Annotated in this window: 22 protein-coding genes and 1 pseudogene; 20 read left to right on the top strand and 3 right to left on the bottom strand. The window is 58.4% G+C overall.

What is annotated here, in order from left to right; translation table 11 throughout:
• Positions 1-12: 12 nt before the first annotated feature.
• Together AC6I8E_RS11660 and AC6I8E_RS11655 are read left to right on the top strand one after the other, a co-directional pair.
• Positions 13-360 (top strand): ArsR/SmtB family transcription factor, encoded by a 348-nt coding sequence (locus tag AC6I8E_RS11660; protein ID WP_013358349.1) that lies wholly within the window; start codon positions 13-15, stop codon positions 358-360.
• A 434-nt stretch (positions 361-794) separates the two neighbouring features.
• Complete coding sequence (locus AC6I8E_RS11655; RefSeq protein WP_147789715.1) at positions 795-1130, top strand: nuclear transport factor 2 family protein; 336 nt, start codon at positions 795-797, stop codon at positions 1128-1130.
• Positions 1131-1396: 266 nt separating this feature from the next.
• Here the strand turns inward: AC6I8E_RS11655 and AC6I8E_RS11650 are convergent, their stop codons facing one another.
• Both AC6I8E_RS11650 and AC6I8E_RS11645 read right to left on the bottom strand, forming a co-directional pair.
• Positions 1397-1900: a P-loop nucleotide/nucleoside kinase family protein gene (locus AC6I8E_RS11650; protein ID WP_497823999.1), complete on the bottom strand. Its 504-nt coding sequence runs from the start codon at positions 1898-1900 to the stop codon at positions 1397-1399.
• Between the two features lie 132 nt (positions 1901-2032).
• Entirely contained in the window at positions 2033-2662 is a 630-nt protein-coding gene (locus AC6I8E_RS11645; RefSeq protein WP_147789713.1) for a Vat family streptogramin A O-acetyltransferase, read from the bottom strand.
• Positions 2663-2918: 256 nt separating this feature from the next.
• On the opposite strand from AC6I8E_RS11645, the gene fos reads away from it, so the two are divergent.
• The 18 genes and pseudogenes from fos (at position 2919) to phnE (AC6I8E_RS11555) (ending at position 17375) form a co-directional block, all read left to right on the top strand.
• Positions 2919-3317, top strand: a complete 399-nt coding sequence (gene fos / locus AC6I8E_RS11640) for a fosfomycin resistance glutathione transferase (protein ID WP_095706980.1) — start codon at positions 2919-2921, stop codon at positions 3315-3317.
• A 256-nt stretch (positions 3318-3573) separates the two neighbouring features.
• Positions 3574-3693 (top strand): annotated as a pseudogene (locus AC6I8E_RS11635) (phosphonate metabolism transcriptional regulator PhnF); the annotation flags it as partial.
• Positions 3694-4311: 618 nt separating this feature from the next.
• Complete coding sequence (locus tag AC6I8E_RS11630; protein ID WP_147789712.1) at positions 4312-5025, top strand: bacteriorhodopsin; 714 nt, start codon at positions 4312-4314, stop codon at positions 5023-5025.
• Positions 5022-5831, top strand: a complete 810-nt coding sequence (locus AC6I8E_RS11625) for a Brp/Blh family beta-carotene 15,15'-dioxygenase (protein ID WP_013358342.1) — start codon at positions 5022-5024, stop codon at positions 5829-5831. Before AC6I8E_RS11630 ends, AC6I8E_RS11625 begins: the two co-directional genes overlap by 4 nt.
• Positions 5832-6064: 233 nt before the next feature.
• Entirely contained in the window at positions 6065-6778 is a 714-nt protein-coding gene (gene phnF, locus AC6I8E_RS11620) for a phosphonate metabolism transcriptional regulator PhnF (RefSeq protein ID WP_013358341.1), read from the top strand.
• Complete coding sequence (gene phnG / locus AC6I8E_RS11615; RefSeq protein ID WP_013358340.1) at positions 6778-7224, top strand: phosphonate C-P lyase system protein PhnG; 447 nt, start codon at positions 6778-6780, stop codon at positions 7222-7224. Before phnF ends, phnG begins: the two co-directional genes overlap by 1 nt.
• Positions 7224-7799 carry a phosphonate C-P lyase system protein PhnH gene (gene phnH, locus AC6I8E_RS11610; protein ID WP_013358339.1) on the top strand — a complete coding sequence of 192 codons (576 nt, stop codon included), beginning with the start codon at positions 7224-7226 and terminating at the stop codon, positions 7797-7799. The genes phnG and phnH overlap by 1 nt, the downstream gene beginning before the upstream one ends.
• Positions 7799-8875: a carbon-phosphorus lyase complex subunit gene (locus AC6I8E_RS11605; protein WP_201253124.1), complete on the top strand. Its 1077-nt coding sequence runs from the start codon at positions 7799-7801 to the stop codon at positions 8873-8875. The genes phnH and AC6I8E_RS11605 overlap by 1 nt, the downstream gene beginning before the upstream one ends.
• A complete protein-coding gene (locus AC6I8E_RS11600; protein WP_313680014.1) occupies positions 8868-9716 on the top strand; it encodes an alpha-D-ribose 1-methylphosphonate 5-phosphate C-P-lyase PhnJ in 849 nt (282 codons plus the stop codon). Before AC6I8E_RS11605 ends, AC6I8E_RS11600 begins: the two co-directional genes overlap by 8 nt.
• Positions 9706-10467, top strand: coding sequence for a phosphonate C-P lyase system protein PhnK (gene phnK, locus AC6I8E_RS11595; protein WP_013358336.1), 762 nt, complete (start codon positions 9706-9708; stop codon positions 10465-10467). Before AC6I8E_RS11600 ends, phnK begins: the two co-directional genes overlap by 11 nt.
• The gene (gene phnL / locus AC6I8E_RS11590; RefSeq protein WP_095706985.1) at positions 10468-11181 is read left to right on the top strand and encodes a phosphonate C-P lyase system protein PhnL; all 714 of its coding nucleotides are present in this window, start codon (positions 10468-10470) and stop codon (positions 11179-11181) included.
• Positions 11178-12314, top strand: a complete 1137-nt coding sequence (gene phnM / locus AC6I8E_RS11585; protein WP_013358334.1) for an alpha-D-ribose 1-methylphosphonate 5-triphosphate diphosphatase — start codon at positions 11178-11180, stop codon at positions 12312-12314. Before phnL ends, phnM begins: the two co-directional genes overlap by 4 nt.
• Entirely contained in the window at positions 12314-12850 is a 537-nt protein-coding gene (gene phnN / locus AC6I8E_RS11580) for a ribose 1,5-bisphosphokinase (RefSeq protein ID WP_147789709.1), read from the top strand. Before phnM ends, phnN begins: the two co-directional genes overlap by 1 nt.
• A 56-nt stretch (positions 12851-12906) precedes the next feature.
• A complete protein-coding gene (gene phnP, locus AC6I8E_RS11575; RefSeq protein ID WP_147789708.1) occupies positions 12907-13677 on the top strand; it encodes a phosphonate metabolism protein PhnP in 771 nt (256 codons plus the stop codon).
• A 78-nt stretch (positions 13678-13755) separates the two neighbouring features.
• On the top strand, positions 13756-14586 hold the full coding sequence (gene phnC, locus AC6I8E_RS11570; RefSeq protein ID WP_147789707.1) for a phosphonate ABC transporter ATP-binding protein: 831 nt from the start codon (positions 13756-13758) through the stop codon (positions 14584-14586).
• 26 nt (positions 14587-14612) lie between these two features.
• Positions 14613-15539 (top strand): phosphonate ABC transporter substrate-binding protein, encoded by a 927-nt coding sequence (gene phnD, locus AC6I8E_RS11565; RefSeq protein WP_033783438.1) that lies wholly within the window; start codon positions 14613-14615, stop codon positions 15537-15539.
• A gap of 94 nt (positions 15540-15633) precedes the next feature.
• Positions 15634-16494, top strand: a complete 861-nt coding sequence (phnE, locus tag AC6I8E_RS11560; protein ID WP_013358329.1) for a phosphonate ABC transporter, permease protein PhnE — start codon at positions 15634-15636, stop codon at positions 16492-16494.
• Positions 16491-17375, top strand: a complete 885-nt coding sequence (gene phnE, locus AC6I8E_RS11555; RefSeq protein ID WP_095706989.1) for a phosphonate ABC transporter, permease protein PhnE — start codon at positions 16491-16493, stop codon at positions 17373-17375. The genes phnE (AC6I8E_RS11560) and phnE (AC6I8E_RS11555) overlap by 4 nt, the downstream gene beginning before the upstream one ends.
• Here the strand turns inward: phnE (AC6I8E_RS11555) and AC6I8E_RS11550 are convergent.
• Entirely contained in the window at positions 17329-19938 is a 2610-nt protein-coding gene (locus AC6I8E_RS11550; RefSeq protein ID WP_147789705.1) for an ATP-binding protein, read from the bottom strand. The genes phnE (AC6I8E_RS11555) and AC6I8E_RS11550 overlap by 47 nt on opposite strands.
• Positions 19939-20039 lie beyond the last annotated feature (101 nt).

The raw sequence follows: 20039 nt of genomic DNA, 5'->3' as shown, positions 1-20039 counted from the left end.
GAGATTGGCTATATGAACAACGCAAAGACATCGATGGCCGATATTTTCCGCGCTCTGGGTAACGAGCATCGGCTCGTCATTGTTGAATGGCTTTCCGATCCCAGATCACATTTTCCGGAGCAGCAGGACGGCGATCTGGTTGAGGATGGTGTGTGTGTCGGGTTCATCACTGAAAAAATTGGTCTGAGTCAGCCTGCTGTAACAAGTCATCTACAGATTCTTGCTAAAGCGGGAATTATGACCTCGAAACGCATCAAGAACTGGGTATTCTATAAACTGGATCGTCAGCGGATGGATGATGCTACTGAAATGTTGTCGGGCTATGGGAAGCTGGCGACGCGTCCACCTGCAGAGTCATAGTTAAGTATGGCGCACTTCAGGCGAACAAAGCCGGTATGAGTGTTCATCTCGCGCATCATGTGCTCGACTGGCAGACTGATTTATTGCAATGTCCTGATTAACTATCATCTTTTGCCAACCCGCCGTGTCACCCTTTAAGCACTTAGCTTATCTTCAAGGTTGTTCACATTGCGTATGCTTTAGCCTGTGAACCACTGCACGCAATGTGACTTGCTTCCTGACAATTATCACCTGTCACTTCAGTGATCCTTTTTTAATAACAGACAGTTACGTCTGCTATCCCTTATAGCGCGATGTGTGCTGTCACGGCGGCGTTATGCCAGCAGCAGACTGGATAAGAATCGAATTCAGCTTGCTCATAACTTGTTTATCTGCGTATTATATGATTATGTATTCAATTTTAATGCATATAAATTCAATTTGATGAGGTTGCCATGTCTGTAGATTCGCCAGTAAAGGCGCAGTTTGAAGCCTACAATGCCCATGATATTGACGCGTTCATCGCTTGCTTTTCAGAGGATTTCAAAGGTTATAGGATGCCAGGTGAAAGTCCTGCTACCACCGGGAAGGAGTCCTTACGTGAATTTTACGTGAATAACCGTTTTAATAATCCGAATCTTAAAGCAGAACTTATTTCCAGAATCGTAATGGGGAATAAAATTTTCGATCATGAGTTAATACACGGTTTATCTGATCAACCGTTGGAAAGTGTTGCTGTTTTTGAAATTAAAAACGACCTTATTGCTACTGCCTGGTTCTATTTTCCCTGATTAAACGTCTTTAAATAAGCACCCGAGAATTTTAGTTATAGATTTTTTAATGCTGGAAAGTAAAGTTTCGCCTGGAACACACAGGCTCCTGATCTGACCCGGAGTGCTTCTTCTATCCTCGCAGAAATCATACTGATATCGTCGCTCTGACCTGAGCGAAGTGAGTGACGATAACTTTTTTAATTGGCTTCAACCCTGAGAGCCGGACGCGATGCTCCGCTCAGTTCAACACATTCAGCGCAGTCAATAGTTCGGGCCAAAGGCGCTCAGGTGTGACAGCTGACCTTAAGAATCTCCTCAACGTACTCAGCAGGCGATAATCCCGCCGTATCCAGCTTCAGATGTTCTCTTTTCCATGGCTCATAAACACGCTCCACAACGGCCTGCCAGTCGGGCACTTTTAAGCCGGGAATATCAGAGATTCTGCTCTCTACACGCGCACGGTGCTGTTCGGGATCCGAACAGATGATTTCAATTTCCAGAAAGGGAACACCTGAAGATATTGCGATATCCCGAAAACTATCACGCACCAGATTAAGATCATTCACCGAGTCAGTGACAACCGGTAATCCCAGTTTGAGGTTGTCCCGCGCAAGCCCATAAAGGATGAAATAGCCTTCCGGGCCAATGTCCCCCGAAGCCGCTGAACCATTACGCAATGCCTGTTCGATCGTATCGACGCGTAAATACACTGCTTTTAATTTTTCAGATAACAGTTTCGCGATAGTGCTTTTTCCGCAGCCAGGAAGGCCACTAAAAATGTAGAGCATAACGACTCCTGTTTAAATCCGCGCTCCAGTGGTAAAGCAGACACGTGCACATCAGTTTGCGCGAACGTATCCCAACGCATTACGGATGAATGCCACCGCTTGCCCGCAGGGAACGGTGATGTTTCTGCACAGCTAGTCGTCTGGCAAGGCTTCAAGGTCTGCTGAGATAATTGCCGGAAGGTGTTGGGTAATCTTTTCTACGGGCCAGTCCCACCAGGCCAGCTTCTCCAGTGTCGAAATGGTTTCATTGTCGAAACGCTGTTTGATAACTCTGGCCGGATTGCCACCCACAACCGACCAGGCCGGGACATCTGACGTGACGACAGAGCGTGACGAAATAATCGCGCCGTTGCCGATTTTTACGCCTGGCATAATCAGCGCCTGATAACCCATCCAGACGTCATTACCAATCACCGTATCACCTTTGTAGGGCAAATCGCCGGGCTGAGGCTGACCGGCTTCCCATCCGTTTCCGAAGATGTAGAACGGATAAGTCGAGAAACCCGCCATGCTGTGGTTAGCCCCATTCATGATGAACTGAACATCTTTTGCGATAGCGCAGAATTTGCCGATGATGAGTTTGTCGCCAATAAAGGGGAAGTGATAAAGGACATTGCGCTCGAAGTTTTCTGAGTCTTCAGGGTCATCATAATAAGTAAAATCACCGATGATGATATTGGGGTTCTTCACCGTGTTTTTAATAAAACAAACCTGTGGGAAGCCTTCCATTGGATGGGGATTGGCCGGATCCGGTCCGTACATATTCTCTCCTTAAACGCTGAATGAGTTTGTGCCAGTGTACACCATGAAGGCCGTCGTCCCTTGCGCCTAAGCCCGGCCTTTGTCACCCGCTCAACGCGCACCTGTCCCGGCTGTATTACCCGCTTCGATTTCCTGTTTCAGACGTAATTCCGGCAAAGAGTCAGCCGATATACAACCGGTTCTTAATTCTCTTTGTGTGCAAAGAAATCTAAATCCTATAAATTAAATTCTTCTGCATTCTGATAAAGAGTTTTACATGCTGACAGGACTTAATCACATCACCCTCGCAGTAAGCAACCTGACCAGTAGCCTGAGATTTTATACTGGCACTCCTGGCTTCATCCCCAAAGCTGCATGGGATCATGGCGCTTATCTGTCGCTGGGCGAACTCTGGCTCTGTCTCTCTTTGGATACCGTCTCTGCTGGAAATGATTACACCCACTATGCATTCACTATTGCGGGTGACGAATTCGAGCCGTTCGTTGAGCGATTGAGAGCGGCGGGGGTAACAGAATGGAAACGCAACAAAAGCGAGGGGAAATCCTTCTACTTTCTGGACCCCGATGGCCACAGGCTGGAGATCCATGATGGCGATCTGGAGAGCCGTATCAGAGCCTGCCTGACTCAGCCTTATCAGGGAATGACGTTCTTCTGATGGCTTTGCGCCCCGCCTGGCGGGGAAAATGACTCGCTCGCAGGAGCCATAACCTCCTGCGTGACGGCTTGCAGCCTCATCACTCACACTAACAAACACCCGCACTCTCCAGCCCCCACATTCAACTCTCCTTCACCCCTGCGTCACCGTTCTGTCATCTGCTTCCTTCAGGCTAACCCCATCTCTCAGGCTAACCCCATCCCGCAGCGTCTTATCACTGCGTTCCCACTCTGCAACCCGTGAGGATTTCATCGGGATGGCGTTATTTAGGCATCCGACCATTGTCTATCAGGCTGTTGCCGCAAAGCTGGAGCAGACGCTGAAAGAGTGCTACCGCTGCGGCGACTATCTCCCTTCCGCGCAACTGCTGGCAGAACCCACCGCAGAATGTCAGTATTACCCTGCTTAAGAGATTATTCTCTCTGTGAAAAGCCTCAGTTTACGCATTTACCCCTTAAAAGCGTTCGGGTATTTAATATGCGAAATTTTTTATTTTTTTCATCACTTTATTATCTCTCTCAGAGAATAAGAATGGGTTTTATTGATGTTGTTTCAACTTTATGAGAGATCGCACCACATCATTCTCATAGCGTGCAGTTTTAAATTTACCATTAAAAAATAAAATTATTGCAATTTTTTTAGCTTGTGCAAAGGCCAGGGTTTGCGGCTTGTATGTCATTTTTTTGATATTAAAATCAATTGGTTAGGGTGGTGTTGTGTATTATCTGCTCATAAAGATTTGGTAGGGAAGCGAAACGCTGAGAAACACAACTTTACATTGGTTTTTATATCGACTGCTTAAAAGGCTCACAAAAGACGTTAATTTAACTTTATTATTTTAAATTAAAAGGCGTGATTTTCTCCCAGCAAGCACAATAAAAATATCGTCATATACTGTCAGCATATTCTTTGAATGAATATAAATGGTTTTTAACGATAATTCATCACTGCATTGCTGGCCCGATTCGGGCGTCTTAGTACAGGAGAGAGATAAATGGATCAAACCGCATTCATGATTGGGTTTTCGGTGATGGCAATCGCATCACTGATTATCTACGCGACGGGCGACAAGAAATATCCCTTTGGTCACCATACACTCGTGCACGCATCCGTCCCGTTTATTGCTGCCACTGCCTATCTGGCTATGGCGTTCGGGTTAGGCAACCTCACGCTGGACAATGGTACGGTAGTGTATCTGGCACGTTATGCTGACTGGTCAGTGACAACACCTCTCTTGCTGGCGGGGCTGGTCATGCTGGCTTTCCATGAACAGGGTAAGCCGGGAGAAATGGGCGGCTTTCTGACGGCCATTATTGTGCTGGATGTGATGATGATCATCACCGGCCTGGTCTCTTCTCTGGCGGAAACCTCTGTCGCGAAATGGGTCTGGTATCTGTGGTCATGCGCGGCATTTCTGGGCGTTGTTTATTTGCTCTGGGGACCGCTGCGTGCCATAGCCGCTACGCGGGGTAACGCGCTGGCAGGCGCCTACAACAAAAATGTGGCCTTGCTGACCATCGTATGGTTTATCTATCCGATCGTTTTTCTGGTCGGTCCGGAAGGACTCAGGATCATCACTGATGCAACATCGGTCTGGGCATTCCTGATTCTGGATATCATCGCAAAAGTTTTCTATGCCTTCTACGCCGCGGCTAACATGAAGAAAGCCCTTTCTCATGCCGTGCCTGTTGGTGCAGTACGGAGATGACAGGCCAGGGGCGGTTCGGATGGGCAGGACTCTGGGGGGCAGCGCTGGCTGCCTCTTTCAGTCCCCTTGCGGGCCAGGTACTGTTTGCAATCGTCGCCATTGGCCTTATCGGCATGGCGCACGGTGCCAGCGATCTTGACGTCGTTAAACGCGAGCGTCAGTTCCCGTTCCTTGCCGCCTATGGGCTGGTAATTGTCCTCTGTCTGTTCTGGTGGCACGGTGCGCCGGCACTGGCGCTGCCCATTTTTCTCCTGGCCTCTGCCATACATTTTGCACTTGAGGATGCCCCTCATGGATGCAGCATTGAACGCCTGGCGCGGGGAATAAGCATGATAGCGACGCCAGCAACACTCCATTTGCAGGCGTTCAGCACAATTCTGCATGAGGCGGGGCTGGGATTTTCATTGCCAGACTCTTTTGCTATGGGTATTGCCCTCACAGGGGGACTCTGTGCAGCAGGCCTTATTTTTGTGGGCTTACTCCGCCGGGACAGGCGTCTTCTGGCCGGTACACTGGCGTTATTACTCCTTCCGCCTTTCGTCGGTTTTTCAATGGGCTTTCTGATTTTGCATGCGCTCCCGCAAACCCGGCAGCGGCGCGATCGGCTGGGGTGCAACAGTACCATCCGCTACCTGCAAGCGACATGGCCGATACTGACAGCAGCAATCCTGTTGGCGGCGGGCACCATTGTGCTAATGCATCCCACGGACAAAGCGGGTATTCAGTCACTCTTTACTGCGCTAGCCGCACTGGCAATTCCACATATGCTTATTACGCCCTGGTTTGAATCCCGGCATCAGGTGTGAAGCCATTGTGCTGCACTCTGACTACGTTATCGGGAGAGCAGGGCCGATTGCTTCATGCTGAACACTATTTTCATAAACCTCTGAGCCTTAACGTCCCTCTATCCTGACTCTCAGATTCACCTCTCCTTCACCCCCGCGTCACCGTTCTGTCATCTGCTTCCCTCAGGCTAACCCCATCCCGCAGCGTCTTATCACTGCGTTCCCACTCTGTAACCCGTGAGGATTTCATCGTGATGGAGTTATCCAGACATCCGACCACTGTCTATCAGGCTGTCGCCGCACAACTGGAGCAGGCGCTGAAAGAGCGCTACCGCTGCGGCGACTATCTTCCTTCCGAACAACAACTGGCCGATCACTATGAGGTGAACCGCCATACGCTGCGTCGGGCTGTCGATGAGCTGGTGCACAAAGGGCTGCTGCAGCGCCGTCATGGCGTTGGCATTCTGGTGCTGATGCGCCCGTATGACTATCCGCTGCATGCCCAGGCGCGCTTCAGTCAGAACCTGATGGAGCAGGGCAGTCACCCAACCAGCGAACGGCTGCTGGCGGTGCTGCGTCCGGCCAGCAACGACGTTGCCAATGCGTTAGGCGTAAAAGAGGGCGACAACGTCATTCATCTGCGCACCCTGCGCCGCGCCAACGGCGTGCCGCTCTGCCTGATCAACCATTTCCTCGCCGACCTTAGCTGGTGGCCACAGCTGCAGCAATTTAACAGTGGATCGCTACACGACTTCTTAGTCGAGCACACCGGCAAGCAGCTGGTGCGCACCCAGACGCGTATCAGCACCCGCCGGGCGCAGGCCAAAGAGTGCCGTCAGCTGGATATCGCGCTGCATGCGCCACTGCTCTGCGTGCGGACCCTGAACAAAACCAGTGATGGCGCACTGGCGGAATACTCCGTCAGCCTGACGCGCGGCGACATGATCGAACTGACTCTGGAGCACTAATGGAACAGCAAACGGATCGTCAGCGCTGGCTGTCGGTGCTGGCGCACAGCAGCGCCGCCCTGCTTGAACAGCACTGGCAGGCGCTTAACCTCCAGCCCGAATTCACCCTGATTCGTCCGGCAGAGATCGGGCTGACGCGGTTACAGGCGCGGATGGGGGCCACCGGTAAACGCTTTGTGATGGGCGATGCCACGGTGACGCGCGCAGTGGTGCAGCTGGGCGACGGCACCCTGGGCTACAGCTATCTGCTGGGGCGTGACAAAGCCCATGCCGAACGCTGCGCTCTGCTGGATGCGCTGTTGCAGCAGCCGGAAACCCGGCCACTGCTGGAAGAGAAGATTATTACCCCGCTGGCGGCGTGGCGCGATGAGCAGCGACAGCTGCGCGCCCGTGAAATCGCCAGCAGCAAAGTGGATTTCTTTACGCTGGTTCGCGGAGATAACTGATGACATTACTGGCAAGTTTTAACCATCCGGTCGCGGATGCACAGCGCGCGTTTCGCCGCATTCTGAAAGCGATGAGCGAGCCGGGCGTGATGGTCTCGCTGCCGCTGCAACAGGGCTGGGGCGCACTGTCACCGGCGGCCACAGCGCTGCTGCTGACGCTGGTCGATCAGGAAAGCCCGGTCTGGCTGGATGCGCAAATCGACAACGAACAGCTGCGCAACAATCTGCGCTTCCATACCGGCGCGCCCATCACCACGCAGCAGGATGCCCCGTTCGCGCTGAGCCATGCGGCGGCGCAGCCGGATCCCACGCAGTTCGCGGCGGGTGATAACCTGTCGCCGGAAAAAAGCACCACGCTGATCATCGAAGTACCGTCGCTGAATGGTGGATTAACGCTGCGTCTCTCCGGTCCCGGCCTGCGGGAAACCCGCGCCATTGCGCCACAGCTACCGGAAAGCGTACTGCACTATTTGCGCACCCGTCCGCATCCCTTCCCGCAGGGCGTGGATCTGATCTTCACCTGTGGCGAAGCGATCATGGCCGTGCCGCGCACCACCGTTGTGGAGGTGTGCTGATGTATGTCGCGGTGAAAGGGGGCGAAAAAGCCATCTCAAATGCCCACCAGCTGCAGGCCGATCTGCGACGCGGCGACAGGGCAGTGGCCGAACTTGGCTGCGATCAGGTGGCGCAGCAGCTGGGTCTGGCGGTGGATCGAGTGATGACCGAAGGCGGAATATACGATCCGGAACTGGCGGCGCTGGCGATTAAGCAGGCCAGCGGCGATCTGGTCGAGGCGATCTTTCTGCTGCGCGCCTATCGCACCACATTGCCACGCCTGGCGGAGAGCACGCCGCTGACGACCGGTGCGATGCGTATCGAACGCCGCATCTCGGCAGTCTACAAAGATCTGCCGGGCGGCCAGGTGCTGGGTCCAACCTATGACTACAGCCACCGGCTGCTCGACTTCACCCTGCTGGCTAACGGTGAAACGCCCGCTGCGCCGCGTGACGATCGATCGGTGCCTGACCAGTGTCCGCACATGTTCAGCATGATGACTGAGGAAGGGCTGGCCGCTGGCGAGGTGGATGACGGCAGCGAGCCGGTTGATATCACCCGTGAACCAGTGAGCTTTCCCGCCTCACGCGCCGCGCGGCTGCAACAGCTGGTACGCGGCGACGAAGGTTTTCTGCTGGCGCTGGGCTATTCAACCCAGCGCGGCTATGGCCGTACCCATCCGTTTGCTGGCGAGATCCGCACCGGATATCTCAGCGTCAGCATCTGTCCCGAAGAGCTGGGTTTTGAGCTGGAGATCGGGGAACTGCTGCTGACGGAGTGTGAAATGGTCAACGGCGTCGCCCACAGCGATGACGCTGCGCCGCAGTTTACCCGTGGCTACGGGCTGGTGTTTGGCCGCGCCGAGCGCAAAGCGATGGCGATGGCGCTGGTGGACCGGGCGCTGCAAAGCCGCGAGCAGAATGAGCGCGTGACCAGCCCGGCGCAGGACGAAGAGTTTGTGCTGTCGCATGCCGACAACGTCGAAGCCGCAGGCTTTGTCTCGCACCTCAAGCTGCCGCACTACGTCGATTTTCAGGCCGAGCTGGAGTTGCTGAAACAGCTGCAGCACGATTATCAGGAGCGCAACCATGGCTGAACTCACGGGCTATAACAACGGCTATCTCGACGAGCAGACCAAACGCACCATCCGTCGCGCCATCCTCAAAGCGGTGGCGATCCCCGGCTATCAGGTGCCGTTCGCCGGACGCGAGATGCCAATGCCTTACGGCTGGGGCACCGGCGGCATTCAGATCACCGCCAGCGTCATTGGCGATCAGGATGTGCTTAAGGTGATCGATCAGGGCGCAGATGACACCACCAATGCGGTGTCGATCCGCCAGTTCTTTAAGCGGGTCAGCGGTGCGGCGACCACCGAACGCACCGCCGATGCCACGCTGATCCAGACCCGGCACCGCATTCCGGAAACGCCGCTGGAAGAGAATCAGATCCTGATTTTCCAGGTACCGATCCCGGAGCCGCTGCGCTTTATCGAACCACGCGAAACCGAGACCCGCACCATGCATGCGCTGGAGGAGTACGGCATCATGCAGGTGAAGCTGTATGAAGACATCGCCCGCTACGGTCATATAGCCACCACCTACGCCTATCCGGTCCGGGTCAACGATCGCTACGTGATGGATCCGTCGCCCATCCCCAAATTCGACAACCCGAAAATGCACATGATGCCCGCGCTGCAGCTGTTTGGTGCCGGGCGCGAAAAGCGCATCTACGCCTTGCCGCCTTACACCCGCGTGGAGAGCCTCGACTTCGACGACCACCCGTTCACGGTGCAGCAGTGGGATGAACCCTGCGCGCTGTGTGGCTCGCGTCACAGCTACCTCGATGAGGTGGTGATGGACGATCAGGGAACGCGGATGTTTGTCTGCTCCGACACCGACTTTTGCCATCAGCAGCAGGAACAGCAACATGCACAGTGAACAGCCGCTGCTTGCGGTGAACCAGCTCACCCATCTTTACGCGCCGGGCAAAGGGTTTGAGCAGGTCAGTTTTGATCTCTGGCCCGGCGAAGTGCTGGGGATTGTCGGCGAGTCCGGCTCCGGTAAAACCACGCTGCTGCAGAGCCTGTCGGCGCGTCTGACACCGCAGCAGGGCAGCATTCTTTATCAGAATCGCGACCTTTATCAGATGAGTGAAAGCGACCGCCGTCGTCTGCTGCGCACCGAGTGGGGCGTGGTGCATCAGCATCCGATGGACGGGCTGCGTTCGCAGGTCAGCGCGGGCGGCAACATCGGTGAACGGCTGATGGCAACCGGACAGCGCCACTATGGCGACATCCGCGCTGAGGCGAGCCGCTGGTTACAGGCGGTAGAGATAGACGCCGGGCGCATCGACGATCTGCCGACCACCTTTTCCGGCGGGATGCAGCAGCGTCTGCAGATTGCCCGCAACCTGGTGACGCAGCCGCAGCTGATGTTTATGGATGAGCCGACCGGCGGGCTGGATGTGTCGGTGCAGGCGCGTCTGCTGGATCTGCTGCGAACGCTGGTGCGCGAGCTGAATCTGGCGGTGGTAATAGTCACCCACGATCTCGGCGTGGCGCGACTGCTGGCGCATCGCCTGCTGGTGATGAAACAGGGGCGGGTGGTGGAGAGCGGTCTGACCGACCGCGTGCTGGACGATCCTCATCATCCTTACACTCAACTGCTGGTCTCTTCGGTGCTTAATTAAATGACGAATCACACTCCGCGCCTGCGGGTCGAAAATCTGTGTAAAACCTTTGTGCTGCACAACCAGAACGGCGCGGCGCTGCCGGTGCTGCACAACGCCAGCCTGACGGTAGGCGAGGGCGAATGCGTGGTGCTGCACGGTCACTCCGGCAGCGGCAAATCCACGCTGCTGCGCGCGCTTTATGGCAACTATCAGCCCGACAGCGGCCACATCCGGGTTGCCCATCAGGGCGAGTGGATCGATATGGCGCAGGCATCAGCGCGCCAGATTATCGCCCTGCGCCGCGACACGCTGGGTTGGGTGAGCCAGTTTCTGCGGGTGATCCCGCGCGTGCCGACACTGGAAATTGTGATGCAGCCGCTGCTGGAGCGCGCCGTGGATCGCGAAATCTGTGAAGCGCGGGCCGCTGAGCTACTGACCCGGCTGAATGTGCCGCAGCGTCTCTGGTCGCTGGCCCCGTCCACCTTTTCCGGCGGTGAGCAGCAGCGGGTGAATATCGCACGCGGCTTTATCGCCGACTATCCGGTGCTGCTGCTGGATGAACCCACCGCCTCGCTCGACAGCGTCAACAGCGCGGCGGTCGTGGACTTGATTGAACAGGCGCGCGCCCGGGGTGCCGCCATCGTCGGTATTTTTCACGATCGGGCGGTGCGCGAGCGGGTAGCCGACCGGCTGCACCTGATGCATCCGATCGACACAGGAGTGCAGGCATGATTATCAATAACGTCAGACTGGTGCTGGAAAACGAGGTGGTGACCGGATCGCTGGAGTTTCGCGACGAGCGCATCACCAGCTTCAGCGAAACCACCAGCCAGCAGCCGGGTGCGCTGGACGGCGAAGGGGCCTGGCTGCTACCGGGGCTGGTGGAACTGCACACCGATAACCTCGACAAGTTTTTCACCCCACGCCCGAAAGTGGACTGGCCCGCGCACTCGGCGATGAGCAGCCACGATGCACTGATGGTCTCAAGTGGGATTACCACCGTGCTGGACGCGATTGGCGTGGGTGATGTGCGCGACGGTGGGCACCGGCTGGATAACCTCAGCAAGATGATCGACGCCATCCGCGACAGCAACCGCAAAGGGCTGAACCGCGCCGAGCATCTGCTGCATCTGCGCTGTGAACTGCCGCATCCCACCACCGCGCCGCTGTTTGAAGCGCTGATGGGCACGCCGGAGCTGGCGCTGGTGTCGCTGATGGACCATTCGCCGGGCCAGCGTCAGTACGCCTCGCTGATCAAATATCGCGAATATTATCAGGGCAAATATCAGCTCAACGACGCCGAAATGGATCAGTTCGAGCATGACCAGCTCACCCTGGCGGCGGAGTGGTCGCAGCCCAATCGTCAGGCGATTGCCGGACTGTGCCGGGAGCATGGCATCGCCATCGCCAGCCACGATGATGCTACCGCGGCGCACGTGGAAGAGTCTCACGCGGCAGGCAGCCGCATTGCGGAGTTTCCAACCACGCTGGAGGCGGCGCGTGCCTCGCGCTATCGCAACATGCAGGTGCTGATGGGCGCGCCCAACATCGTGCGCGGCGGCTCGCACTCCGGCAACGTTGCCGCCTGGGAACTGGCGTCACACGGCCTGCTGAATATTCTCTCATCCGACTACTACCCGGCCAGCCTGCTGGATGCGGCGTTCCGGCTGGCGGCTGATGAGCGCAACAGCCTCGGTATGGCGCAGGCCATCGCGCTGGTGACCTGTAACCCGGCCCGCGCGTTAGGTCTATTTGATCGCGGCGTCATCGCCGAAGGCTGCCGCGCCGACCTGGTGCTGGCGCACACCGCCCACGGCTACCCGCACGTGCGGCACGTCTGGAGCAAAGGCCGGCAGGTGTACTGATGGCGCGGCTGATCTGGCTCACCGGTCCCTCCGGCTCCGGCAAGGACAGCCTGCTGGATGCGCTGCGGGCGGCACCGCCGCCACGGCTGCTGATCGCCCATCGTTACATCACCCGCGCCGCCGATGCGGGTGGTGAAAATCATGTGGCGCTGACTGAGACGGAGTTTGACCGGCGCGCAGCACTCGGTCTGTTTGCGGTGAGCTGGGAGGCGCACGGCTTCCGCTACGGTATTGGCTGCGAGGCGGAACAGTGGCTGTTGCGCGGGCAGAATGTGGTGGTGAACGGGTCGCGGCTGCATCTGGCCCAGGCCCAGGCGCGGTTTGGATCGCAGCTGCTGCCGGTTTGTCTGCAGGTGACGCCCGCGGTGCTGGTGGCGCGGCTGCGTCAGCGCGGGCGCGAAGATGAGGCGGAGATCGCCCGGCGGCTGGCGCGCGCTGCCCAGCCACAGCCCGATGGCTGCCTGATTCTTAACAACGACGGCGCGCTGGCGGAAACCGTCTGCCAGCTACGCCAGATACTGGAGGCGCATCAATGACACCTGGCACCCGCGGAAACCGTCCTGCAGCGACATCCGTAACCGGAGACGCATCCATGAAACTCACTTTTCTCGGCACCGGCGGGGTGACGGCCGCGCCACTGCCGGGCTGCGACTGTCCTGCCTGCCAGCGGGCGCAGCGCAATAGCGCTCATGCGCGTGCGCCCTGCAGCGCGCTGATCGCGTTCGGCCACGAGCGCATCCTGCTGGATGCCGGTCTGCCGCTGCTGGCGTCGCGCTTTCCGCCCGGCACGCTGACGCGCATTCTGCTGACCCATTACCACATGGATCATGTGCAGGGCCTGTTTGCGCTGCGCTGGGGAAAGGGTGGTCCGATTCCGGTCTGGGGGCCGCCCGATCCGCGCGGCTGTGACGACCTCTACAAACACCCCGGCCTGCTCGATTTCCGTCCCGCCTTAACGCCGTTTGTGGCGCACGCCTTTGGTGAACTGCAGGTCACGCCGCTGCTGCTGCAGCACTCGAAGCTGACACACGGCTATCTGTTCGACTGGCACGACACCCGGCTCGCCTGGCTGTGCGACACCTGCGGACTGCCACCCGACACCGCCGATTTCCTGCGCGGCCAGCCGCTGGATCAGCTGGTGATTGACTGCAACGACCCGCCGCGTGCAGAGGCGGGCAACCACAATGATGTGACCCGGGCGCTGGCGATTGCGGCGCTGCTTCAGCCGCGTCAGACCTGGCTGACCCATCTCAGTCATGAGATGGATAACTGGTTAGCAGAAAATCCGTTGCCGGAGGGTGTGCAGCCAGCCCGGGATGGCCAGACGCTGCTGTGCGGTGCGCACTGGCCTGTCACGGTTTGATCATCTCGCTGTCATCCCGCGTTCATCGCGTCACGCCTTAATAACCGGCAGACGCAATCAGCGATGACGGAGAACAGCATGGCACAGGCACTTCTGAAAACGGTGGTCGATAACGATGCACCACCGGCCAGCCTCAGCGGACAAAAAGTGTTGTCGGTGCAGAAATTGAGCAAAGCCTATGGCGACACCCAGGTGCTGGATCAGGTCAGTTTCGACCTGCACGCCGGTGAGCTGGTGGCGGTGATTGGCCGCTCGGGCGCGGGTAAATCAACCCTGCTGCATATGCTCAACGGCACGATTAACGCCACGTCCGGCGCGATTATCAGCCTGCATGAAGGCGAAGCCGATCGTAACGTGGTCACGCTCAGCAGCCGCCAGATGCGCGAATGGCGCAGCCAGTGCGGCATGATCTTTCAGGATTTCTGTCTGGTGCCGCGCCTCGACGTGCTGACCAACGTGCTGCTGGGCCGTCTGAGCCAGACCGCGACGCTGAAGTCCTTCTTTAAAATCTTCTCTGACGAGGACCGGGCGCACGCCATTGAACTGCTGCAGTGGATGAACATGCTGCCGCAGGCGCTGCAGCGGGCGGAAAACCTCTCAGGCGGGCAGATGCAGCGCGTGGCGATCTGCCGCGCCCTGATGCAGAACCCGAAAATTCTGCTGGCCGATGAGCCGGTGGCGTCACTCGACCCTAAAAATACCAAACGCATCATGGATGTGTTGCGTCAGGTCAGCGAGCAGGGGATCAGCGTGATGGTCAACCTGCACTCGATTGAGCTGGTGAAAAGCTACTGCACCCGGGTGATTGGCATTCAGCGTGGCGTGGTGCTGTTTGACGGACATCCTTCCCGACTCACCGACAGCCTGCTTCACCAGCTGTACGGCGATGAACTTAACCAAATCCATTAACGTCCACAGCAAGAGAATAATTCCGAATGAAACTGACTTCTTTAGCACTTCTGACCAGTGTCATGGCGTTGGGTGTCAGCGCAGCGGATGCGCCAAAACAGCTTAATCTGGGGATTCTGGGTGGGCAGAACGCCACCCAGCAGATCGGCGACAATCAGTGTGTGAAGACCTTCTTTGATAAAGAGCTGGGTGTGGATACCCAGATGCGCAACGCCTCAGACTATTCGGGCGTGATCCAGGGCCTGCTGGGCGGCAAGATCGATATGGTACTGAGCATGTCACCAGCCTCGTTTGCCTCGGTCTACCTTCAGGACCCGAAAGCGGTGGATGTGGTCGGCATCGTAGTCGATGACAAAGATCAGTCACGCGGCTACCACTCTGTCGTCATCGTTAAAGCCGACAGCCCGTACAAAAAACTGGAAGACCTGAAAGGCAAATCGTTCGGGATGGCCGATCCCGACTCGACGTCCGGCTTCCTGATGCCCAACCAGGCGTTTAAGAAGATGTTCGGCGGCTCGGTGGATGACAAATATAACAACACCTTCTCCAGCGTGACCTTCTCCGGCGGCCATGAGCAGGACATTCTGGGCGTGCTGAACAACCAGTTTGATGGCGCGGTCACCTGGACTTCACTGGTCGGTGACTACAACAGCGGCTACACCTCTGGCGCGTTTGGCCGCCTGATCCGCATGGACCATCCGGACCTGATGAAGCAGATCCGCATCATCTGGCAGTCGCCGCTGATCCCCAACGGGCCGGTGCTGGTCAGCAACAAGCTGCCCGCTGACTTCAAAGCGAAAGTGGTGTCGGCAATTAAAAAGCTGGATAAGGAAGATCACGCCTGCTTCGTGAAAGCGGTGGGTGGCCAGCAGCATATCGGTGAGGCGACGGTCGCTGACTATAAAAGCATTATCGATATGAAGCGTGACCTGATGAAAGGCAGCCGCGGCTAAGCCGACGATGCCCTGACTTTCCCCGCCCAGGCGGGGAAGGCGGGACGCGGCAACCCCGCCTGCGTCCCGCTGCTTTAGCGCCGGAGAACCCCCCTTGACCGACTTCGAACACTATTACCAACGCATCCGCCGCCAGCAGAAACGTGACACGCTGCTCTGGTCACTGCTGCTGGTGGCGCTCTATCTGGCGGCCGGGAGAGTGGCAGAATTTAATCTGCTCACCGTCTGGCAGTCACTGCCGCACTTCTTCGACTATCTGCACGAAATCCTGCCGGTGCTGCATCTGCCGCTGCTGTTTGCCGACGGTAAGACCGAAGGCTCGCTGGCTTACTGGGGCTACCGTCTGCCGATTCAGCTGCCGCTGATCTGGGAAACGCTGCAGCTGGCGCTGGCTTCGACGCTGGTGGCCGTCGCCCTGGCAGCGGTACTGGCCTTTTTTGCCGCCGATAATACCCAGACGCCGGTCAGCGTGCGAATAACGATTCGCGCCTTTGTTGCCTTTCTGCGCACCATGCCGGAACTGGCGTGGGCGGTGATGTTTGTCATGGCGTTTGGCATCGGGGCGATCCCCGGCTTTCTGGCGCTGGCGCTGCACACCGTGGGCAGCCTGACCAAGCTGTTTTACGAGGCGATTGAGTCGGCGTCGGATAAGCCGGTGCGTGGCCTGGCCGCCTGCGGTGCCAGTAAGCTGCAGCGGATGCGCTTCGCCTTCTGGCCGCAGGTGAAACCGATTTTTCTCTCCTACAGCTTTATGCGGCTGGAGATTAATTTTCGCTCCTCCACCATCCTCGGACTGGTCGGCGCGGGCGGCATCGGCCAGGAGCTGATGACCAACATCAAACTGGACCGCTACGATCAGGTGAGTATTACGCTGCTGCTGATTCTGATCGTGGTGTCGCTGCTGGACACGCTATCCGGCCAGCTTCGTCGCCGTGTCACAGGAGATCGGACATGATAAGCCACGTACCGGATGTCGCACTGCTGAAGCAGCAGCATCGTGAACTGTTCGCCGCGCAGCCGCGCTATCTGCGCCGCATCGGGCTGATGGCGCTGGCGGTGCTGCTCTATTACCTCTTTTTCTTCTCGGTATTTGGCCTGGAGTGGTCGCGCCTGCTGATGGGCTGCCAGCAGCTGGGGCGCTATTTCCTGCGGATGTTTGTCTGGCACGACTTCCTGAACTGGCCGTTTGGCTACTATTTTTCACAGGTGGGGATCACTTTAGGGATTGTCTTTGCCGGGACGCTGACGGCCTCGCTGCTGGCGCTGCCGCTGTCGTTTCTGGCGGCGCGCAATGTGATGCACGATCGCGCCGCGAAGCCGCTGGCGTTCCTTGTGCGGCGTCTGTTCGATGTGCTGCGCGGTATCGATATGGCGATCTGGGGACTGATATTCGTGCGTGCGGTGGGGATGGGGCCGCTGGCCGGGGTACTGGCGATTATCCTGCAGGATGTGGGACTGCTCGGTAAGCTTTATGCCGAAGGGCACGAAGCGGTGGAGCGCTCACCCAGTCGCGGGCTGGGTGCGGTCGGCGCCAACAGCCTGCAGAAACACCGGTTCGGCATCTTCACCCAGTCATTCCCGCAGTTCCTGGCACTGAGCCTTTACCAGATTGAGTCCAATACCCGCTCTGCGGCGGTGCTGGGCTTTGTCGGTGCGGGTGGCGTCGGCCTGGTCTACGCCGAGAACATGCGGCTGTGGAACTGGGACGTGGTGATGTTCCTGACGCTGATCCTGGTGGTGGTGGTCATGGTGATGGATGTGATCTCCAGCCGCCTGCGTAAGCGCTACATCAGCGGCAAGCCGGTGCCGCTGTGGCAGCCTGCTGCGCGCGATTAAGCCGTTCACTGCGCTGCCAGGCGCGCTGGAGCGCCTGCACCAGCTGGACCTGCTGCCAGGGCTTCGCCAGTCGCTCACACAGCGGCAGCGTCACCGGCTGGTGACGCAGATCCTGACCGCTGATCAGCAGCGTCGCCAGCTGCGGCCAGCTCTGCTGCGCCTGGCGGATCACTTCCGCGCCATTTATCTCGCCGGGCAGCATCAGGTCGCTGATCAGCAGGTCGATATCGGGCGTCTGGCGCAGCAGCGCCAGCGCCGCTTCACCGTCGCCACACTCCAGCGTCAGATACCCCAGCTGGTGCAGATGCTCACACAGCGTCTGGCGCACCGCCGGTTCATCATCCAGCACCAGTATCAGCCGGTTGTTCGCTGCCTCTGCCTCGGCGGGCTTTGGCGGTGGCGGGGCGATGACGGCAGTGGCAGCGGCTTCCGCTGCGCGCGGCAACAGCAGACGCACCGTAGTGCCCTGGCCCGGCGCAGTTTCCAGTTCAATCTGCCCACCTGACTGCCGCACAAAGCCGTAAACCATCGACAGCCCCAGTCCGCTGCCGCTGCCGGTGGCTTTGGTAGTGAAGAAGGGCTCGAAAACCTGCTCGCGAACGTCGGCGGACATGCCGCAGCCGCGATCAATCACCTCAATTGTGACCCGGTCACGTTTTTCATTCCCTTGCGGCTGGTGCTGATTCCGGATACGCAGCCGGATTTCGCCGCTTTGCTGATGCATCGCATCACGCGCGTTTACCACCAGATTCATCAGCGCATTCTCCAGCTGGCTGGCATCAATCCAGGCCAGCCAGCCGGGACGCTGCGCATCTATGATCAGCTGCTGTCCCGGCAGCAGCGAGTGCTGCAGCAGCCCCTGCAGGTTATCCACCAGCGTGACCACCGACACCGCGCGCGGATAGAGCGCCTGCTTACGTGAAAACGCCAGCAGGCGCTGCGTCAGCTGGGCCGCACGGTCGGCCGCCTGCCGCGCCCGTTCTATCCGGGTGGCCAGCGGGCCGGGCATCAGCTGGCCTTCGGTCAGCGCCAGACTGCCGATAATCACCGCCAGCAGATTGTTGAAGTCGTGCGCCAGGCCGCCGGTCAGCTGGCCGACTGCCTTCATCTTCTGGCTGTGCTGTAGCGCCTCCTCCAGCGTTTTACGTGAGGTCCGGTCCAGCACGGTATTGACCATGCCGCGCCGCGGGATCGGGCTGAAGCGCAGCTCCAGCGTCCGGCCATCGGCCAGCCGGATCTCCTGGGGTTCACCGGGATCGTGCAGATCGACCGCCAGCGGGGCCAGCAGTTGCTGATAGTGGACGCCGCGATGCAGCTCACGCGGCGCGATACCCAGCAGCTCCGCATACTGCGCGTTCCACACCACCAGCTGGCCGTTGTTATCGAACAGGGCAAAGCCGTCGCGCATCGCCAGAAACGTGGACTCAAGCTGGTTGCTCTTCTCTTTCAGCAGACGTGAGGTGTGGGCCAGCGAGGCGGTATTGCGGGCAAAGACGTTAAACGCCCGCGCTAGCTCGCCCAGCTCATCGCGCCGTTGCAGTCCAGGCACGCTGACGTTCTGCTCACCCTGTGCCAGCCGCGTCATCGCCCCGGCAATCGCCGTCAGGCTCGACCCAAGATTGCGATAAATATAGATACCGGCATAGCCGGTGATCGCCAGCGCCAGCAGCACAAACAGCGCGATAAAGCCGATGATCGAATCGAGTTCGTGGTGGGTGGCCTGGGTGCGCGCCTCGCTCTGCAACGCGACCTGCTGCACCGACGCATTGATATCGTCGTTCAGCATCGCCACCAGCGCTTTAATCCGGTAGGTGGCGTAGGCGATCGCCAGGTCACTCTGCTCCAGTGCCTCCGCCAGCGGCAACAGGCGCTGCTGAGTCACCAGCAGCCGCTGTACCTGCTCGCCGGTGACACCCGTCAGCGGCACCGTGCGCCACTGCGTCATGATCTGCTGAAGCTGCTCAATCACGGCGATGGGCGAGGGCGTACGGATGGCGATGGTGATCAGTCGTTCGGTCTGCTCGCGCAGTGCGGCATCCGGCCGCGTCCGCTGTTCCCGCTGCACCCGCTGGTCGATATGACTGAGCAGAATCTGCGTTTGCCACAGATCGCTCAGCATGTTGTTGCGCTGCAGATGCCGCTGATGGCTGTTCAGCAGCAGGCTGTTAATCGTCTGCTCCAGCATCAGGCTGCGGGCGCGGATCCGGGCGATGCGCTCCGGCTGACGAGCCGCCAGCGGCGCACTCGCCAGCAGGCTCAGCGACTGCTGTAACGCCTGCTGATTCTGCTGCAGCCGCTGTGATTCGCTCTGATACTCCAGCGCCCCGACCACCTGCGACAGCCGCACGGCCGCCGTCGCGACGTTAGCGGTGTCGCGTGCCAGCGCCAGGCTGCCGTTCATATCTGCCAGCGTCTGCGCCTGTGCCTGCTCCTGAATCGCCCCGGCATGACGAAAGCCGACGATCGCTACCACGCTCACCATCAGCGTGACCAACACCACCAGCAGATTGAACATCAACAGGCGGCCACGCGCCCCGGCCTGCCACGGATAACTGTGCTGCATCCCACGACCTCTTCTTCACGGCAACCGTGGGCCGAGTATAGGAGCGTGACGTCGGGCATTTATGACAAATATGAATGGCCGCTGACATTTTCCGTTTATCT

The organism is Pantoea sp. X-Soil-YNGN-785 (assembly GCF_059730585.1).
This window is presented reverse-complemented; position numbering and strand designations above follow the sequence as displayed.

Coding starts and splice junctions, on each gene's coding strand:
- phnF (WP_013358341.1), top strand. CDS start 6,065: ATGGAGTTATCCAGACATCCGACCACTGTCTATCAGGCTGTCGCCGCA.
- fos (WP_095706980.1), top strand. CDS start 2,919: ATGCTGACAGGACTTAATCACATCACCCTCGCAGTAAGCAACCTGACC.
- phnM (WP_013358334.1), top strand. CDS start 11,178: ATGATTATCAATAACGTCAGACTGGTGCTGGAAAACGAGGTGGTGACC.
- AC6I8E_RS11630 (WP_147789712.1), top strand. CDS start 4,312: ATGGATCAAACCGCATTCATGATTGGGTTTTCGGTGATGGCAATCGCA.
- phnG (WP_013358340.1), top strand. CDS start 6,778: ATGGAACAGCAAACGGATCGTCAGCGCTGGCTGTCGGTGCTGGCGCAC.
- AC6I8E_RS11625 (WP_013358342.1), top strand. CDS start 5,022: ATGACAGGCCAGGGGCGGTTCGGATGGGCAGGACTCTGGGGGGCAGCG.
- phnK (WP_013358336.1), top strand. CDS start 9,706: ATGCACAGTGAACAGCCGCTGCTTGCGGTGAACCAGCTCACCCATCTT.
- phnC (WP_147789707.1), top strand. CDS start 13,756: ATGGCACAGGCACTTCTGAAAACGGTGGTCGATAACGATGCACCACCG.
- AC6I8E_RS11655 (WP_147789715.1), top strand. CDS start 795: ATGTCTGTAGATTCGCCAGTAAAGGCGCAGTTTGAAGCCTACAATGCC.
- phnL (WP_095706985.1), top strand. CDS start 10,468: ATGACGAATCACACTCCGCGCCTGCGGGTCGAAAATCTGTGTAAAACC.
- phnH (WP_013358339.1), top strand. CDS start 7,224: ATGACATTACTGGCAAGTTTTAACCATCCGGTCGCGGATGCACAGCGC.
- AC6I8E_RS11660 (WP_013358349.1), top strand. CDS start 13: ATGAACAACGCAAAGACATCGATGGCCGATATTTTCCGCGCTCTGGGT.
- AC6I8E_RS11605 (WP_201253124.1), top strand. CDS start 7,799: ATGTATGTCGCGGTGAAAGGGGGCGAAAAAGCCATCTCAAATGCCCAC.
- AC6I8E_RS11645 (WP_147789713.1), bottom strand. CDS start 2,662: ATGTACGGACCGGATCCGGCCAATCCCCATCCAATGGAAGGCTTCCCA.
- AC6I8E_RS11550 (WP_147789705.1), bottom strand. CDS start 19,938: ATGCAGCACAGTTATCCGTGGCAGGCCGGGGCGCGTGGCCGCCTGTTG.
- AC6I8E_RS11650 (WP_497823999.1), bottom strand. CDS start 1,900: ATGCTCTACATTTTTAGTGGCCTTCCTGGCTGCGGAAAAAGCACTATC.
- phnP (WP_147789708.1), top strand. CDS start 12,907: ATGAAACTCACTTTTCTCGGCACCGGCGGGGTGACGGCCGCGCCACTG.
- phnE (WP_095706989.1), top strand. CDS start 16,491: ATGATAAGCCACGTACCGGATGTCGCACTGCTGAAGCAGCAGCATCGT.
- AC6I8E_RS11600 (WP_313680014.1), top strand. CDS start 8,868: ATGGCTGAACTCACGGGCTATAACAACGGCTATCTCGACGAGCAGACC.
- phnD (WP_033783438.1), top strand. CDS start 14,613: ATGAAACTGACTTCTTTAGCACTTCTGACCAGTGTCATGGCGTTGGGT.
- phnN (WP_147789709.1), top strand. CDS start 12,314: ATGGCGCGGCTGATCTGGCTCACCGGTCCCTCCGGCTCCGGCAAGGAC.